At 72.2% G+C, this 17,021-nt stretch carries 17 protein-coding genes; 14 read left to right on the top strand and 3 right to left on the bottom strand.

Going from position 1 to position 17,021, the window contains the following annotated elements; translation table 11 throughout:
• Window positions 1–86: 86 nt before the first annotated feature.
• The 9 genes from SHK17_RS13015 to SHK17_RS12975 all read left to right on the top strand — a co-directional run bounded on the left by SHK17_RS13015 (window position 87) and on the right by SHK17_RS12975 (window position 10,585).
• Window positions 87–881, top strand: a complete 795-nt coding sequence (locus SHK17_RS13015) for a TraR/DksA family transcriptional regulator (RefSeq protein WP_322919492.1) — start codon at window positions 87–89, stop codon at window positions 879–881.
• The gene (gene lspA, locus SHK17_RS13010) at window positions 854–1,435 is read left to right on the top strand and encodes a signal peptidase II (RefSeq protein ID WP_322919491.1); all 582 of its coding nucleotides are present in this window, start codon (window positions 854–856) and stop codon (window positions 1,433–1,435) included. Before SHK17_RS13015 ends, lspA begins: the two co-directional genes overlap by 28 nt.
• Window positions 1,432–2,370, top strand: coding sequence for an RluA family pseudouridine synthase (locus SHK17_RS13005; protein ID WP_172274222.1), 939 nt, complete (start codon window positions 1,432–1,434; stop codon window positions 2,368–2,370). The genes lspA and SHK17_RS13005 overlap by 4 nt, the downstream gene beginning before the upstream one ends.
• A 4-nt stretch (window positions 2,371–2,374) precedes the next feature.
• Window positions 2,375–3,091 (top strand): GNAT family N-acetyltransferase, encoded by a 717-nt coding sequence (locus tag SHK17_RS13000; protein ID WP_322919490.1) that lies wholly within the window; start codon window positions 2,375–2,377, stop codon window positions 3,089–3,091.
• A 36-nt stretch (window positions 3,092–3,127) separates the two neighbouring features.
• Window positions 3,128–3,640 (top strand): DUF6886 family protein, encoded by a 513-nt coding sequence (locus SHK17_RS12995; protein WP_322919487.1) that lies wholly within the window; start codon window positions 3,128–3,130, stop codon window positions 3,638–3,640.
• Window positions 3,641–3,670: 30 nt separating this feature from the next.
• Window positions 3,671–4,675 (top strand): DUF2332 domain-containing protein, encoded by a 1,005-nt coding sequence (locus tag SHK17_RS12990; RefSeq protein WP_322919486.1) that lies wholly within the window; start codon window positions 3,671–3,673, stop codon window positions 4,673–4,675.
• Between the two features lie 94 nt (window positions 4,676–4,769).
• On the top strand, window positions 4,770–8,327 hold the full coding sequence (dnaE, locus tag SHK17_RS12985) for a DNA polymerase III subunit alpha (RefSeq protein ID WP_172274234.1): 3,558 nt from the start codon (window positions 4,770–4,772) through the stop codon (window positions 8,325–8,327).
• Window positions 8,324–8,893, top strand: coding sequence for a hypothetical protein (locus tag SHK17_RS12980; protein WP_322919485.1), 570 nt, complete (start codon window positions 8,324–8,326; stop codon window positions 8,891–8,893). The genes dnaE and SHK17_RS12980 overlap by 4 nt, the downstream gene beginning before the upstream one ends.
• A 69-nt stretch (window positions 8,894–8,962) precedes the next feature.
• A complete protein-coding gene (locus tag SHK17_RS12975; protein ID WP_322919484.1) occupies window positions 8,963–10,585 on the top strand; it encodes a DUF3352 domain-containing protein in 1,623 nt (540 codons plus the stop codon).
• Between the two features lie 5 nt (window positions 10,586–10,590).
• Here the strand turns inward: SHK17_RS12975 and ybaK are convergent, their stop codons facing one another.
• Window positions 10,591–11,085 carry a Cys-tRNA(Pro) deacylase gene (gene ybaK / locus SHK17_RS12970; protein ID WP_322919482.1) on the bottom strand — a complete coding sequence of 165 codons (495 nt, stop codon included), beginning with the start codon at window positions 11,083–11,085 and terminating at the stop codon, window positions 10,591–10,593.
• Window positions 11,086–11,110: 25 nt separating this feature from the next.
• A complete protein-coding gene (locus SHK17_RS12965; protein WP_322919481.1) occupies window positions 11,111–11,776 on the bottom strand; it encodes an LON peptidase substrate-binding domain-containing protein in 666 nt (221 codons plus the stop codon).
• An 85-nt stretch (window positions 11,777–11,861) separates the two neighbouring features.
• Between SHK17_RS12965 and hisD the strand changes: the two genes are divergently transcribed.
• From hisD to SHK17_RS12940, 5 genes are read left to right on the top strand one after another with little or no spacing between them, the layout of a single operon-like run.
• Window positions 11,862–13,178 (top strand): histidinol dehydrogenase, encoded by a 1,317-nt coding sequence (gene hisD / locus SHK17_RS12960; RefSeq protein ID WP_405030414.1) that lies wholly within the window; start codon window positions 11,862–11,864, stop codon window positions 13,176–13,178.
• A complete protein-coding gene (locus SHK17_RS12955; protein ID WP_322919479.1) occupies window positions 13,175–14,302 on the top strand; it encodes a histidinol-phosphate transaminase in 1,128 nt (375 codons plus the stop codon). The genes hisD and SHK17_RS12955 overlap by 4 nt, the downstream gene beginning before the upstream one ends.
• Complete coding sequence (gene hisB / locus SHK17_RS12950) at window positions 14,299–14,907, top strand: imidazoleglycerol-phosphate dehydratase HisB (RefSeq protein WP_172274252.1); 609 nt, start codon at window positions 14,299–14,301, stop codon at window positions 14,905–14,907. The genes SHK17_RS12955 and hisB overlap by 4 nt, the downstream gene beginning before the upstream one ends.
• Window positions 14,904–15,545 (top strand): imidazole glycerol phosphate synthase subunit HisH, encoded by a 642-nt coding sequence (gene hisH / locus SHK17_RS12945; RefSeq protein WP_172274255.1) that lies wholly within the window; start codon window positions 14,904–14,906, stop codon window positions 15,543–15,545. Before hisB ends, hisH begins: the two co-directional genes overlap by 4 nt.
• Window positions 15,546–15,561: 16 nt before the next feature.
• Window positions 15,562–16,194, top strand: coding sequence for a hemerythrin domain-containing protein (locus SHK17_RS12940; protein WP_322919477.1), 633 nt, complete (start codon window positions 15,562–15,564; stop codon window positions 16,192–16,194).
• Here SHK17_RS12940 and SHK17_RS12935 read toward each other — a convergent pair.
• Window positions 16,191–16,697, bottom strand: a complete 507-nt coding sequence (locus SHK17_RS12935; protein WP_322919476.1) for a hypothetical protein — start codon at window positions 16,695–16,697, stop codon at window positions 16,191–16,193. The two genes, SHK17_RS12940 and SHK17_RS12935, sit on opposite strands and share 4 nt — an antisense overlap.
• Window positions 16,698–17,021 lie beyond the last annotated feature (324 nt).

Raw genomic sequence — 17,021 nt, 5'->3', positions numbered from 1 at the left:
CTGAGTTGGCTGGCCCTGCCGCAACGGCTAGCCTCCCTGCACCGTGTGGTTCCGCCACACCCGGAGCAGGCTGGAGGCCCGCGGAGATGGCTGGCACAACGCGCAGGTCCCTCGCCGGCACCGCGGCGGCCGCCGCCAAGCGGGTGGTCGGACGCCAGGCCTCCGACGCCGAGGAGCCGGCTCCCGCGAAGACTGCGACGACCGAGGCCGCCGCCACGAAGGCACCTGCCACGAAGGCCCCCGCCAAGAAGGCTGCTGCCACGAAGGCCCCCGCGAAGAAGGCTGCTGCCACGAAGGCCCCCGCGAAGGCCCCCGCGAAGGCTGCGGCGACGAAGGCTGCGGCGAAGAAGACCCCCGCGAAGAAGACCAGCACGACGAAGTCCGCCACCCCATCCACCCCGACCGAGAAGGCAGTGCCCGTGACCAAGGCCGCCCCTGCGCCCACCCAGAAGGCCGCGCCGGCGAAGAAGGCCCGCAAGGCCACCCCCTCCACGCTCGTCGTCCTCGAGGGCGAGGACCCGTGGACCCGCGCCGAGCTCAACGAGGTCGTCAAGGAGCTCCGTGAGCACCAGGAGCGACTGACCACCATCGTGGACCAGTCCGAGGAGGAGCTGGCGGGCCTCATGCGCGACGCCGGTGACGGCGCCGGCCAGGACCAGGCCGACCTCGGCGCGACCAGCTTCGAGCGCGATCACGAGTTCACGGTGCTCGCCAAGGAGCGCGAGACGCTCGCCCAGATCGAGCGGGCCCTGGCCCACATCGACGACGGGTCCTACGGCGTCTGCGACTCCTGCGGCAACGCCATCGGCAAGAATCGGTTGATGGCGGTGCCCCATGCGACACTGTGCATGTCATGCAAGCAGCGCGAGGAGCGTCGCTGAACCCCAGCGACCAGGCCGACGAGGGTCCTGCCCGACGTCGGCTCGGCCCCCGGTGGCTCTTCGCCGGCGTGGCCCTGCTGGCCTACGCCGTCGACCTCGGCTCCAAGCAGTGGGCGCTCTCGGCGCTGGCCGACGGTGACATCGCGGTCCTCGGTGACTGGTTCACGCTGCACCTGACCTTCAACCCCGGAGCAGCGTTCAGCACGGGCACCGACTTCACGATCGTCTTCACCGGGCTGGCCGTGGTCGCGGTCATCGTCGTGCTGTGGCTGAGCCGCCGCCTCGGCAGCACCGGCTGGGCCCTGGCGCTCGGCCTGCTGCTGGGCGGCGTCGGCGGCAACCTGACCGACCGGCTCGTCCGCGACCCCGAGCCGTTGCACGGCCACGTCGTCGACTTCCTCATGCTGCCCAACTGGCCGGTCTTCAACGTCGCCGACATCTGCATCAACGTGGCCGCCGGGCTGATCATCCTCCAGACGTTCCGCGGCATCGCCCTCGACGGCAGCCGGGAGTCCGGTGCGGGCGACCCCGCCCCGGCCGGGTCGGACGGATGAGCACCCACGCCGAGCAGCGCACGGTCTTCGTCCCCGACGGCCTGGCCGGTGAGCGCGTCGACGCCGCGATGGCGCGCATGTTCGGCTTCTCCCGCACCCGTGCCGCCGACCTGATCGCGCAGGGGCTCGTGCAGGTCGACGGGTCCGCGGTGGGCAAGAGCGACCGCGTCCACGGCGGCGCGATGCTCGACGTGTCCATCCCGGCCGAGTCCGACCCGCTGGAGGTCGTCCCCGAGGTCGTGGAGGGCATCCGGATCATCCACGACGACGACGCCATCGTCGTGATCGACAAGCCGGTCGGCGTCGCGGTCCACCCCTCGCCCGGCTGGAACGGCCCGACCGTGGTCGGCCACCTCGCCGGGGCCGGCTTCCGCATCTCCACCAGCGGGGCCAGCGAGCGGCAGGGCATCGTCCAGCGGCTCGACGTCGGCACGAGCGGCGTGATGGTGATCTGCAAGTCCGAGCACGCCTACTCGGTGCTCAAGAACGCGTTCCGCCACCGCACCGTCGACAAGACCTACCACGCGCTGGTGCAGGGCCACCCCGACCCGCTCGCCGGCACGATCGACGCCCCCATCGGTCGCCACCCGCATCACGACTACAAGTTCGCCGTGATGGCCGACGGCCGCCACAGCGTCACCCACTACGAGACGCTCGAGGCGCACCGCTTCGCCAGCCTGCTCGAGGTCCACCTCGAGACCGGCCGCACCCACCAGATCCGGGTCCACATGAGCGCCCTCAAGCACCCCTGCGTGGGTGACCTGACCTACGGCGCCGACCCCACCCTCGCGCGGCGCCTCGGCCTCCAGCGGCAGTGGCTGCACGCCATGCGGCTCGGCTTCGAGCACCCGGAGACCGGCGACCACGTCGTCTACGAGTCGACCTATCCCGACGACCTGGCCGAGGCCCTCGAGGTCATCCGGGACGAGCACTGAGGCGATGCGAGCCGGCACCGAGCTCCGCGCGGCCACGACCGCCGACCTCCCCGAGGTCGCGGACGTGCACCTGGCCGCGCGCCTCGGCGCCGGCGACGCGTTCCCGCCGGCCGTGCACACCGACGACGACGTACGCGCCTGGGTGCGCAGCTGGGACCTGGCGGCCCACGACGTGCGGGTCGCGACGTCCGGAGGACGCGTGGTCGGCTACACCCGCTCCACGCCGACCTGGCTCGACGACCTCTACGTCCACCCGGACGCCCAGGGGCGAGGGGTCGGCACGCTGCTGCTGCAGCGGGTGCTCGCGGACCACCCGGAGGGGGTCGGGCTGTGGGTCTTCGAGTCCAACCGCCCGGCTCGCGACTTCTACGCCCGCCACGGCTTCGTGGCCCTCGAGCGCACCGACGGCACCGCCAACGAGGAGCGGGCGCCCGACATCAGGCTGGTGTGGCCCGGCCACGACCCGCTCGGCTGCTTCCGCTCGATGATCGACGAGGTCGACCTCGTGCTCGGCGACGTCCTCGCCCGTCGTACGGCCCTCACCCGGGCGGTGCAGCTCGTCAAGCCCACCACCGAGCGTGACCCCCGCCGGGAGGCGGAGATCGCGCGCCGGGTGGCGGCGGTGGTGCCGGAGCTGGGCGAGGAGCGGGTCGCCCGCATCGTCGACGTCATCATCGCCGAGTCGGTCGAGGCGTCGCTCGAGGCACTGCGCCGCGAGTGACCGCGGGACGGTTGGGCGCGGGGGCATGATGTGCCGGTGCTGCCACGCCCCGGAGAGCTGCTCCACTTCAGCGAGGACCCCGGGATCGAGCGGTTCGTGCCGCACGTCGCCCGGACGGCGCGCCAGCCCGAGGCGTACGTCTGGACGGTCGACGCGCTGAACGCGCCCTGCTACTGGTTCCCGCGGCAGTGCCCCCGCGTCTGCTCGTGGTCCGACACCAGGCCCCGCGTCCACGCGGTGGAGGAGGCGTGGTCGGACACGATCCGCACCACGACGCTGTACGCCTACCGCTTCGCGGCCACGGACTTCGAGCCGTTCGGGGAGCGGCCACACGCCCACGTCGCCACGCACGCGGTGGCACCGCTGGGCCCGCCGATCGAGGTGGGCGACCTGCTCGGGCTGCACCGCGACCACGGCATCGAGCTGCGCGTGCTGCCCGCCCTCGACGGCCACTTCGAGGAGGTGCGGGCCAGCGGCCTGGAGTTCTCCGGCATCCGGATGGGCAACGCCGGCACCGGTCCGGGTGGCCCGTTCGCGGTCCGGCGCTGAGCGCTGCCGGTCACCGGGCAGGATGGACCCGTGCTGGTCCACGACGACGTCATCGCGGCCTACCGAGACTTCGCCGCCTACGCCGCGGGCGACTCGCCCTGCTTCGAGGAGTGGGCGCTGGGGGTCGTCGACGACGACGAGGTGCTCGCCTGGCTGGGGACCCTGCCGGCGATGAAGCGCCAGCCCAACCTCGTCTTCGCCGCCGCCCGCTGGCACGGTGCTCCCGCGCCCGGACCGTACGCCGGGCTCCGCAGCGTGCTGCTCGGGCAGGAGGCCGCCGTCCGGTCGACGGTGATGACGCGGGCCACCCAGACCAACGAGGTGGGCCGGCTCGCCGCGCTCACGCCCGTGCTTGGGCTGGTCGAGGGCCCGCTGGCGCTCATCGAGGTCGGCGCCAGTGCCGGGCTGTGCCTCTTCCCCGACCGCTACGACTACGACTGGCCGCCGCTCGGTGGGCTGCGGGGCAGCGGCGGCCCGGTGCTGCGGGCCGACGCGACCGGAGCGTTGCCGGTCCCGGCCGGTCACCCCGTGGTCGCGTGGCGCGGCGGGGTCGACCTCAACCCCCTCGACGTGGCCGACCCCGACGCCATGGCGTGGCTGGAGAACCTGGTGTGGCCCGAGCAGGACGAGCGGCGCGAGCGGCTCCGCGCGGCCGTCGGCGTCGCCGCCCAGGACCCGCCCGCCGTGGTCCGGGGAGACCTGTTCGACCACCTCCCGGGGCTGCTCGAGGAGGCGGCGGCGCACGGCACCCCCGTCGTCATGCACTCGGCGGTGATCGCCTACCTCGAGGAGCCCGGCCGACGGCGGTTCCACGAGCTGATGACCGGGCTCGTGGAGGCCGGGCGGTGCCGGTGGATCAGCAACGAGGGACGCCGCGTGCTGCCCGGGGTGACCGGCGACCTCGAGGTGCCGAGCGGCCGCTTCGTCACCGCCCTGGACGGCCGGCCGGTGGCCCTCAGCCACGGCCACGGGCACGCCGTCGACTGGCTCGACCGGTCGAGTGTCCTGTCGGTGGGGACCGGCACACTGTCGTAGGCTTGCTGCTCTTCCCCCTCTCGCTGCGCAGTCAGCACCCGCTCCCTGATCGACCCCCGTCTGCGACCCCCTGAAAGGTGCGGAAGACTCCTCCATGTCGGCCGGCTCACACGACAGCTTCGTGCATCTCCACGTGCACACCGAGTACTCCATGCTCGACGGGGCGTCGCTGCTCGACGGCCTGTTCAGCCGCACCAGCGACCTCGGCATGCCGGCGATCGCGATGACCGACCACGGCAACCTGCACGGGGCCTACGACTTCTACAGCAAGGCCAAGCGGGCCGGCATCAAGCCGATCATCGGCATCGAGGCCTACATCACGCCCGGCACCCAGCGCGGCGAGCGCCGCCGGGTCCGCTGGGGCCAGGGCGACCTGGCCGAGGAGGGCGGCAACGACGTCGCGGGCGGTGGCGCCTACACCCACATGACGATGTGGGCCGAGAGCACCGAAGGCATGCACAACCTGTTCCGGCTCTCGTCCCGCTCGAGCATGGAGGGCTACTTCTACAAGCCCCGCATGGACAAGGAGATCCTCGCCGAGCACAGCAAGGGCCTCATCGTCAGCACCGGCTGCCCCAGCGGGGCGATCCAGACGCGGCTGCGCCTGGGCCAGTACGACGAGGCGGTGCGCGAGGCCGGCGAGCTCCAGGAGATCTTCGGGCGCGACAACGTGTTCCTCGAGCTCATGGACCACGGGATCGACATCGAGAAGCGGGTCCGCGACGACCTGCTGCGCCTCGGCAAGCAGATGGGCATCCCGCCCATCGCCACCAACGACTCCCACTACAACAACCCCGAGGACGCCGCCGCCCACGACGCGCTCATCTGCGTCGCCTCCGGCAAGCGGCTCTCCGACACCAACCGGCTCAAGTTCGACGGCGGTGGCTACTACATCAAGTCCGCCGCCGAGATGCGGCAGCTGTGGGGCGAGCAGTTCGGGATGCCCGAGGCGTGCGACAACACCCTCGCCATCGCCGAGCGCTGCGAGGTCGAGTTCACCGAGTCCACCGGCGGCTACATGGCACGCGCCGACGTGCCTGAGGGCGAGTCCGAGGACTCCTGGTTCCGCAAGGAGGTGTGGCGAGGCATCGAGGCGCGCTACCCCGGCGAGCGGCTCGACCAGCAGGTGCGCGACCGGGTCGAGATGGAGCTCGCGATCATCTCGCAGAAGGGCTACTGCGGCTACTACCTCGTGGTCGCCGACTTCATCAACTGGGCCAAGGACAACGGCATCCGCGTCGGTCCCGGCCGCGGCTCGGGTGCCGGGTCGATCGCGGCCTACGCGCTGCGCATCACCGACCTGTGCCCGCTGGAGCACGGCCTGTTCTTCGAGCGCTTCCTCAACCCCGAGCGCCCCTCCATGCCCGACTTCGACATCGACTTCGACGACGCCCGGCGCGGCGAGGTCATCACCTACGTCAGCCAGAAGTACGGCGCCGACCGGGTCGCCCAGATCGCGACGTTCGGACGGCTCAAGGCCAAGGCCGCCATCAAGGACGCCGCCCGCGTCCTCGACCACGGCTTCGCGATCGGCGACCGGATCACCAAGGCCTACCCCGCCGACGTGATGGGCAAGGGCGTCGCGCTCAAGGACATCTTCAACGCCGACCACAAGCGCTACAACGACGGCGGCGAGTTCCGCGCGCTGCACGGCCAGGACCCCGATGTCCGCACGATCTACGAGACCGCGGTCGGCCTCGAGGGGCAGATCCGCAACTGGGGCGTGCACGCCGCCGGCGTGATCATGTCGAGCGAGCCGCTCATCGACATCGTGCCGATCATGGCCCGTCCGCAGGACGGCGCGGTCATCACCCAGTTCGACTACCCGATGTGCGAGTCGCTCGGGCTGGTCAAGATGGACTTCCTCGGCCTGTCCAACCTCCGCATCCTCGACGACGCTGTGCGCAACATCGAGGTCAACCGGGCCGAGACGGTCGTCCTGGAGGAGCTGGGCTTCGACGACCGCGCGACCTACGAGCTGATGGGCCGCGGTGACACGCTCGGCGTCTTCCAGCTCGACGGCTCGGGCATGCGGTCCCTGCTGCGCTCGCTGCAGCCCGACGCGTTCGCCGACATCACGGCCGTCAGCGCCCTCTACCGCCCCGGTCCGATGGGCGCCGACTCGCACAACAAGTACGCCCGCCGCAAGAACGGCCGCGAGGCGATCGAGCCGATCCACCCGGCGCTCGCCGACGCGCTCGAGCCGGTGCTGGGGGAGACCTACGGCCTGATCGTCTACCAGGAGCAGGTGATGGCGATCGCGCAGGTGCTCGCGGGCTTCACCCTGGGGGCCGCCGACAACCTGCGCCGCGCGATGGGCAAGAAGAAGAAGGAGGAGCTCGACAAGCAGTACGCCGGCTTCCAGGCCGGCATGCTCGAGCGGGGCTTCCCGCAGGTCGCGATCGACAAGCTGTGGGAGATCCTGCTCCCGTTCTCCGACTACGCGTTCAACAAGTCGCACTCCGCGGCCTACGGCGTCATCACCTACTGGACCGCCTACCTCAAGGCCAACTACCCGACCGAGTACATGGCCGCCCTCCTCACGTCCGTGAAGGACGACAAGGACAAGATGGCGATCTACCTCAACGAGTGCCGCCGGATGAAGATCCAGGTGCTGCCGCCCGACGTCAACGAGTCCCACGCCGACTTCACCCCGGTCGGCAACGACATCCGCTTCGGCCTCACCGCCGTGCGCAACGTCGGCCACAACGTCGTCGCCGGCATCGTGGCCGCGCGCGAGGAGAAGGACCGCTACGCCGACTTCAACGACTTCATGGAGAAGGTCCCCGCGCTCGTGTGCAACAAGCGCGTCGTGGAGTCGCTGATCAAGGCCGGCGCGTTCGACGACATGAAGCACAAGCGGCGCGCGCTCGCCGCGGTGCACGAGACGGCCGTCGACCAGTTCGTCGACCTCAAGAAGAACGAGGCGATCGGCCAGGACTCGCTCTTCGGCGGGCTGAGCGAGGACGACGCCGGCTTCGGCGTGAGCGTGACCATCCCCGACATCGACGACTGGGACAAGATGACCCTGCTCGGCCACGAGAGGGAGATGCTCGGGCTCTACGTGTCCGACCACCCCCTCCTCGGCCTCGAGCACGTGCTGTCCCAGGGCACCGACTGCACCATCGGCCAGCTCCTGCTCGACGAGGACCGCGCCCACGGCTCGACCCTCACGGTCAGCGGCCTGATCACCTCGGTGCAGCGCAAGATCACCAAGCGCGGCGACCCGTGGGCCACCATCACGCTCGAGGACCTCGACGGCGCCATCGACGTGCTGCTGTTCCCGAGCGCCTACACGCTGGCCTCCACCCTCCTCGTCGAGGACCAGATCGTGCGGATCAAGGGCAACCTGTCGCGCGACAAGGACCAGCCCGAGCTGCGGGCGCAGGAGGTCACGGCGCCCGACCTCACCCAGGGACCTGCGGGCCCGGTGGTCATCAGCCTGCCGTCGACGCGCTGCACGCCGCCCGTCGTGGCGCAGCTGCGCGACGTCCTCGGCACCCACCCGGGCATGACCGAGGTGCAGCTGCGGCTCCTGACCCGCAGCTCCACCAAGGTGCTGCGCCTCGACGACAACCTGCGCGTGAGCCCGAGCCCCGCCTTGTTCGCCGACCTCAAGCAGCTGCTCGGACCGGGGTGCCTGACCGGATGAGCACGGTGACGCACGAGTCGCTCGAGCACACCGGTGTCGGCTCGCAGCGGCCCCTGCTGCGGAGGATCGTGCTGGTCCTGGCCGCCTTCGCGGTGGCGGGAGCCGGCGCCGGCCTGCTGTGGGAGCGGCTGTGGGAGCCCCCGACCGGTCTGACCTACCAGGGCCGGTGGTTCCTCGAGCCCGCCGGACCGGACGTGTCGTTCGAGGGCATCGCGCTGTTCGTCCTCATCGCGTTCCCGCTCGGGCTGCTGCTCGGGGTGCTGGCCGGCCTCTGGCGACACCACGAGACCGCCACCCTGCTGGCCGTCCTCGTCGGCGCCGGGCTGGCGGGCGTCGTGATGTACGCCGTCGGCAGCTCCCTCGGCCCGGCCGACCCGCAGGCGCTCGCCGCCGGGCAGCCCGACTACACCGAGCTCCCGGGCGGCCTCGGCCTGACCGCCCCCGATCCCGACCGGGTGCCGTGGCACTCCACCGCGCTGGTGGCGTTCCCGGCGGGAGCGATGACTGGTCTGGTCGGGACCTATCTGTTGGGAAGTCGGGGGTTCGCGGGCCGTTCGCGTGGGTAGGCTGACCGCGACCAATCACGGCCGGTCCCGAGCTCCTCGGGGTCGGCGCAACGGGGGAGCAGGACCTACATGAGCATGACACCGGGCGGCCCGGACTACCTCGACACGTCGGGCCCGGCAGCGGCCGCACCCGACAACGACAACCGCAAGCGCCTCATCGCGGTCGGCGCGCTCGTCGCCGGCGGTGCCGTCGTGGCGGGCGGCGCGTGGGCGGCGACGAGCTTCTTCGCCACCGGCGCCCAGCCGGCCGAGGCGCTCCCCGACTCGACCGTCGCCTACTTCAGCGTCGACCTCGACCCCAGTGGGGGTCAGAAGATCGAGGCGATCCGGACGCTGCGCAAGTTCCCGGGCTTCACCGACAAGGTCGACCTCGAGACCGACGACGACCTGCGTGAGCGGTTCTTCGAGGAGGTCACGAAGTCCGGCGAGTGCGAGGGCCTCGACTACGCCTCCGACGTGGAGCCGTGGCTCGGCTCGCGCGCCGCGATGGCCGCGGTCGACCTGGGCGAGGACGAGCCCGCTGCCGTCGGCATCGTGCAGACCACCGACGCCGGCAAGGCGGAGGACGGCCTCGCCACGCTCATCGAGACGTGCGGTGGCGCCGAGGCAGGTGCCGAGGGCGACGTGGGCGGCTGGGTCGTCGACGGTGACTGGATCGTCGTCGCCGAGACCGAGGAGATCGCCCAGCAGGTCGTGGACGCCGCCGACGGTGGCTCCCTGGCCGGTGACGCGTCCTTCGAGAAGTGGACCGGGGAGGCCGGCGGTGACGGCTTCATGTCCGTCTACGTCGCCAAGGCGGCCGCGCAGTACCTCGACGACGCGGCCGGGATGGGCGCCATGCTCGGCGGCGTGCCCGGCACGTCTCCCGACGGGATGTCCGGCGAGGAGGTCCCCGAGGAGCTGCAGCAGATGATCGACGACTTCGACGGCGCGGCGGCCACGGTGCGCTTCGACGACGGCGGCGTCGAGGTCGAGTACGCCATGTCCAACTACCAGCAGGACATGACCAAGTTCGTCGACGGCGACGCCGGGGTGTCCATGGTCGCCGGCCTGCCGACCGACACCGTGGCCGCGTTCGGCTTCGCGCTCGAGGAGGGCTGGGCGCAGGCGATGCTCGACTACGTCAGGTCGACCCTGCCCGAGGACAGCGCCACGATCGACGAGCAGCTCGCGCAGCTGGAGACCGAGACGGGGCTGGCGTTCCCCGAGGACCTCGAGACCCTGCTCGGTGAGGGCGTCACGGTCTCCCTCGGCAGCGGGATCGACCCCGACGCCATCGCCAACGGCGGCCCGGGCGAGGTGCCGGTCGGCATCAAGATCAAGGGCGACGCCGGGGAGATCCAGGCGGTGCTCGACAAGATCGCGGCCCAGGCGGGCCCCGAGCTGGCCGACTACATGAAGGTCACCGAGGGTGACGGCTACGCCGTGCTGGCGCTCCAGGACGACTACCGCGGCGCGCTCGAGTCCGAGGGCGACCTCGGCGGCAGCGACGACTACACCTCGGTCGTCGAGGACGGCGATGCGCAGACGGTGCTCTACGTCAACTTCGACGCCGACGACAACTGGCTCGTCCGGCTCACCGAGGACATGCCTGAGGTCAGCGAGAACCTCGAGCCGCTGTCGGCGTTCGGCGTGAGCGGCTGGGTCGACGGCGACGTCGTCCACGGCCGGATGAGGCTGACCACCGACTGACCCGCTCAGCGACCGATGGTGGCGGTCACCGCTCCGGTGACCGCCATCAGGTCGCGCGGTGCCAGCTCGATGTCGAAGCCGCGGCGACCGCCCGACACGAGGATCGTGTCGTGGTCCAGCGCGGACGCGTCGAGGACCGTCGGGTGCGCGCGCTTCTGGCCCACCGGCGAGATGCCGCCGGCGACGTAGCCGGTCGCGCGCTCGGCCGCGGCGACCTCCGCCATCACGGCCTTGCTGCCGCCGAGCGCCCGGGCGAGGGCCTTGAGGTCCAGCTGGCCCGAGACCGGCACGACGCCGACGACCAGCCGGCCGTCGAGCGAGGCCAGAAGCGTCTTGAACACGCGTGCCGGGTCCGCGCCCAGCGCCTCGGCCGCCTCGAGCCCGAACGACGTGGCCCGGGGGTCGTGCTCGTAGGCGCGCACCTCGAACGCCACGCCCGCGGCCGTCAGCGCCACCGTGGCCGGCGTACCGCCACCGCCCGCGCGGGACTTCTTCGCCATGGGTGCCCGGCTCCGGTCGGCCGTGTCAGTTGGGGGACCAGGCGGTCCGCGCCACCTGGGTGGCGGGCAGCGACGGGATGACGTTGATCGCGCGCAGCTCCTCGGTCAGCAGGCGGGTGACCAGCACGAGACGCTCGGTGGCGTCCTCGGCCTCGAGCAGCGACTGCCGCTCGGCCATCGGGAGCGGCGTCAGGGCCGACAGCGTCCAGGCGAGGTAGTCGGGGTCGCGGGGGAGCGTGCCGCTGAACGGGTCGCCCTGGAGCTCGGCCATCGCGGCCCGGAAGGCCGTGAACGTCGCCCGCGCCTTGTCGAGCAGCTCCTGGGGGACCTCGACCTCCGGCTCGGGCAGCACCGCCACCACGCCCTGGGGGAAGTCGACGCCGCGCTCCATCTGCTCCAGCTTGAGCCGCTCGCGTGCCACGGCCACGATGTCGTAGGTGCCGTCGGAGCGCCGGTCCGCCTCGGTGAGCTGCAGGACGCAGCCGACCCGGTAGACCGACTGGGCCCCGTGGTCGCCGACCTCGTAGCCCTCGCGGATCGCGACGGTGCCGAACACCCGCGCCGCCGGGTCCCCGACCTCGAGCAGGTGGCGGACCAGCATCCGGTAGCGGTCCTCGAAGACGTGGAGGGGCACGCTCATCCCCGGGAACACCACGGTGTTCAGCGGGAACATCGGCAGCGGGTCGCTCACACTCCAGACCCTAGCCCGGTGTGTCCACCGGGCACCCGCGGCTCTCGGTCGACCCGCCGGGGAACCTAGACTCGGGGGCATGTCCCTGATCCGTCGCATCGACCTGAGGGGCGCCGACCGGGCGTCCGTCGACTACCGCGCGGCCGTGCCCCGCGCCGAGTTCGACGTCGAGGCCGCCACGCATCAGGTGCAGCCGATCATCGACGCCGTGCGCGCCCGGGGCGTCGAGGCGATCGCCGAGTTCTCGGCGCAGTTCGACGGGGTCGACAGCGACGACATCGCCGTCCCCCGCGAGGCCATCGACGCGGCCCTCGCCGACCTCGACCCGGCCGTGCGCGCCGGCCTCGAGGAGTCGATCCGCCGGCTCCGCTTGACGAGCGAGGCCGAGCTCGAGCACGACGTCACCAGCCAGGTCGCCGACGGTGCCACCGTGACGCACCGCAAGGTGCCGATCGACCGCGTCGGTCTCTACGTCCCCGGCGGGCTCGCCCCGCTGGTGAGCAGCGTCGTGATGAACGTCGTCCCGGCGCAGGTCGCCGGCGTGCGCTCCATCGCGCTCGCCAGCCCGCCGCAGAAGAACAGCGGCCGCCTGCCCGAGTCGACGATCCTAGCCGCGTGCGCGCTGCTGGGCGTGCACGAGGTCTACGCCGTCGGCGGTGCGCAGGCGATCGCCATGTTCGCCCACGGCGCGGGCCCGTGCCGTCCGGTCGACCTCGTGACCGGCCCCGGCAACATCTACGTCGCCGCGGCCAAGCGGCTCCTGCGCGGCGTGGTCGGCATCGACTCCGAGGCCGGGCCGACCGAGATCGCGGTCCTCGCCGACGACAGCGCCGACGCCGCGTTCGTCGCGGCCGACCTGGTCAGCCAGGCCGAGCACGACCCGATGGCCGCGTCCGTCCTCGTGACCGACTCGCTGGCGCTCGCCGACGCGGTGGAGGCCGAGCTCGACAAGCAGGTCTTCGCGACCCGCCACACCGAGCGCATCCTCACCGCGCTGGGTGGGCGTCAGTCCGGCATCGTCCTGGTCGACGACATGGACCAGGGCGTCGACGTCGTCGACGCCTACGCCGCGGAGCACCTCGAGATCCAGACCCGCGACGCCTCGGCCCACGCGGCCCGGATCCGTAACGCCGGGGCGATCTTCGTGGGCCCGTGGGCGCCGGTGTCCCTCGGCGACTACTGCGCCGGCTCCAACCACGTGCTGCCCACCGCCGGGTGCGCCTGCCACTCCAGCGGTCTCTCGGTGCGCGCCTTCACCCGGTCGGTGCACGTCGTCGACTACTCGCGGGCAGCCCTCGCCGAGGTCGCCGGCCACGTGGTGACGCTGGCCGAGGCGGAGGACCTGCCCGGCCACGGGCAGGCCGTGTCGGTGCGGTTCGACTCCGAGCGCCCAGCCCGATGACCGGCACGTTCCCACCCCTGCGCGAGGAGCTGCAGGGGATCGAGCCCTACGGCGCGCCGCAGCTGACCCGGGAGCAGGCCCCGGTCCAGCTCAACGTCAACGAGAACCCCTACGGCCCCTCGCCCGAGGCCGCCGCGGACATCGCCCGGTCCGTGGGCGAGGCCGCGGTCTCGCTGAACCGCTACCCCGACCGCGAGCACGTCGAGCTGCGCGCCGGCCTGGCGGCGTACCTCAACGGCTCCGGCGGGTCCGGCATCACGCCCGAGATGGTGTGGGCGGCCAACGGGTCCAACGAGGTGATGCTGCAGATGCTGCAGGCCTTCGGCGGGCCCGGGCGGGTCGCGCTGTCCTTCGCGCCGACGTACTCGATGTATCCCGAGTACGCCCGCGACACCCTCACCGCGTGGGTGGCGGGGCACCGGGCGGAGGACTTCTCGCTCGACCTCGACGCCGCCCGCGCGCTGGTGCTGGAGGAGCGCCCGTCGGTGGTCCTGCTGCCCAGCCCCAACAACCCGACGGGGACGGCCCTGCCGCCCGAGGCGGTGACCATGCTCTGCGAGGCCGCGGCGTCGTACGAGCCCGGCGGCATCGTCGTGGTCGACGAGGCCTACGGCGAGTTCCGCCGCTCCGGCACGCCGAGCGCCCTGGAGCTGCTCCCGCGCCACCGCAACCTCGTCGTCACCCGCACGATGAGCAAGGCGTTCGCCCTGGCCGGGGCCCGGGTGGGCTACCTCGCCGCCGACCCGGCGATCTGCGACGCGATCCGCGTCGTCCGGCTGCCCTACCACCTCTCGGCCGTCACCCAGGCGACGGCGCTGGCCGCGCTGCGGCACGCGCCGGAGCTGCTCGGGCGGGTCGACGACCTGCGCGCCGAGCGCGACGCCACCGTGGCCTGGCTGCGCGAGCAGGATCTCGAGGTCGCCGACTCCGACGCCAACTTCGTGCTCTTCGGCCGGTTCGCCGACCGGCACGCGGTCTGGCAGGGTCTGGTCGACCGCGGCGTGCTGATCCGCGAGACCGGGCCCGACGGGTGGCTGCGGGTCTCGGTCGGCACGCCCGACGAGATGACAGCATTCCGGCAGTCACTGCTGGACACCATCGGAGAGACGGAGGCCCGGGCATGAGCCGCACCGCCAGGATCGAGCGCACCACCAAGGAGTCCCAGGTCGTCGTCGAGGTCGACCTCGACGGCAGTGGGCGCTCCGAGGTGTCCACCGGTGTCGGGTTCTACGACCACATGCTCGACGCCTTCGCTCGCCACTCGCTGACCGACCTCGTCGTGCAGACCACCGGTGACACCCACATCGACGGGCACCACTCGGTCGAGGACACCGCGATCGTGCTCGGCCAGGCGCTGCGCCAGGCGCTCGGCGACAAGGTGGGCATCCGCCGCTTCGGCGACGCGACCGTGCCGCTCGACGAGGCGCTGGTGCAGGCGGTCGTCGACGTCTCCGGCCGGCCCTACTGCGTGCACTCCGGCGAGCCGGAGGGCCAGGCCTACGTCGCGATCGGCGGCACGGGCGCGGCCTACCAGGGATCGCTGACGCGCCACGTCTTCGAGACCATCTCGTTCCACGCCCACCTGGCTCTCCACGTGCGCGTGCTCGGCGGGCGCGACCCGCACCACGTCGTCGAGGCGCAGTTCAAGGCGTTCGCCCGGGCGTTCCGCGACGCGGTCGCGATCGACCCCCGGGAGACGGGCGTGCCCTCCACCAAGGGGGCGCTGTGACGGCCCCCGACGTCGTCGTCCTCGACTACGGGTCGGGCAACCTGCGCTCGGCCGTCCGCGCGGTCGAGCGTGCCGGCGCGTCGGTCACCCTGACCGGTGACTTCGACGCCGCGCTCGAGGCCGACGGCCTCGTGGTGCCCGGTGTCGGCGCCTACGCCGCCTGCATGGCCGGGCTGCGCGAGGTCAAGGGCGACCGGATCATCGGGCGCCGGCTCGCGGGCGGGCGCCCGGTGCTGGGCATCTGCGTCGGCATGCAGGTCCTGTTCGCGCGCGGCGTGGAGCACGGCGTGGAGACCGCCGGCTGCGCCGAGTGGCCGGGCACCGTCGACCGGCTGCAGGCCGACGTCGTACCGCACATGGGCTGGAACACGGTCGAGGTGCCGTCCGGCTCGCCCCTGTTCGCGGGGATCGAGGACGAGCGGTTCTACTTCGTGCACTCCTACGGCGTGCGCGACTGGGAGCTGGTCACCAACGACCGGACCGCCGCGCCGCTGGTGACGTGGGCCGAGCACGGGGGAGACCGGTTCGTGGCCGCGGTCGAGAACGGTCCGCTGTCCGCGACCCAGTTCCACCCCGAGAAGTCCGGGGACGCGGGCGCGAAGCTCCTCAAGAATTGGGTCGAGTCGCTGCAGCGCTGAGCGCTACCGTCCGGGGATGGCCCCGGAGCTCAGCATGAACCAGATCATCCACGCCGCCGTGCGCCGCGACGTGGCACGCACGGAGCGGGCGCTGCGCGCCCTGGGTGACGGCGACACCGCGCGGGCGCGGGAGCTCCAGGTCGCCTGGCGCAACCTGGTGCGCGAGCTGACCCACCACCACGAGGCCGAGGACGAGCACGTGTGGCCCTTCCTCGAGTCGCGCGGCGTCGGGCTGGGGCTCCTCGAGGAGATGGAGGCCGAGCACGTGGCGATGAAGACGGCGCTCGCCTCGGTGAGCGAGCGCCTCGAGGCGCTGGTCGCGGACACGACCGCGGCCAACGCCACGGCCGCCGCCGAGGAGGTCGCCCGTGCCGAGGTCGTCATCAACGGGCATCTCGACCACGAGGAGAAGGACGTCGAGGGGCCGATGGGGGCGCTGCACGACGACCCCGAGTTCAAGGAGCTGTCCAAGAAGCTGCGGCCGGCCAGCGTCGTCGACGCCGCCAACGCGCTCGCCTGGATGCAGGACGGTGCGGGGGAGCGGGAGCGGTCCTCGCTGCGCGCGACCATCCCCGGGCCCGTCGTCGCCGTCCTGACCACGGTGGTGGCCCGTCGCTACCGTCGCGAGGTCGCCCCGGTCTGGCGCTAGACCTGACGGGTCGCGTCGGCCTCGGCCAGCGCCTTGAGCGTCAGCAGCTGCTTCCTCGCCATGACCAGGTCGCCCACAGACAGCGCCGGCGCCAGCCAGCGGCTGGTCCGCGCGACCACCTTGAGCACGAGGCGTACGCCGTCCGCGGCCGGCAGCACGGCGTACGACAGGTGCGCACCCATGATCGTCGCGGTGAGCTCGCGGCCGGGGTCCACCGCCACGACGCGGCCCTGGTCGCGCACGCCCGCGCGCGTGAAGGGATCACCAACCTCCGGCTCGGGCACGTCCACGAGCTCGCGCGGCGACCGTCGGCCGAGGTTGTCGACCAGGTCGTAGGAGTAGGGCGCGAGCCGCACCTGCCGCAGCCGGGCCCACACGGCAGCCGGGTCGGCGTGCACGGTGACACCGCGCCACGCCTCGAGGGTCGGCGCGTGCACGATGTCGTCGCACCCGTAGCGCCGCCGCAACTCGTCCTCCGTAACACCCCACCGGTCGCCGATCATGACGGCGACGCTACCCGTGACCTACCCCGGCCCATTCGATGGACGGCCTCGCCCACCAGCTGCCCCGGGGGCGGCGAGGTCACCACTTATCGGCGTGACGGTGCGCTTTGGTGGTCGAGCATCCGAGGAACGAGGCGTATCGAGACCTGCCCGGCCTCGCTGGTCGGGTGGCTGAGCGAGGGACGAGCGCGGCGTTTCGAGACCCCCCCTCGGTGGTCGAGTGGCCGAGGGACGAGGCATGGTCCTCCTCGATGGTCGAGTAGCCGGAGAACGAGGCGTATCGAGACCCCTCCATCGGCTTGCTCAAGCACTGTCCGCTGTCGG

The sequence above is a fragment of the Nocardioides renjunii genome (genome assembly GCF_034661175.1).
GTDB lineage: Bacteria > Actinomycetota > Actinomycetes > Propionibacteriales > Nocardioidaceae > Nocardioides > Nocardioides renjunii.
This window is presented reverse-complemented; position numbering and strand designations above follow the sequence as displayed.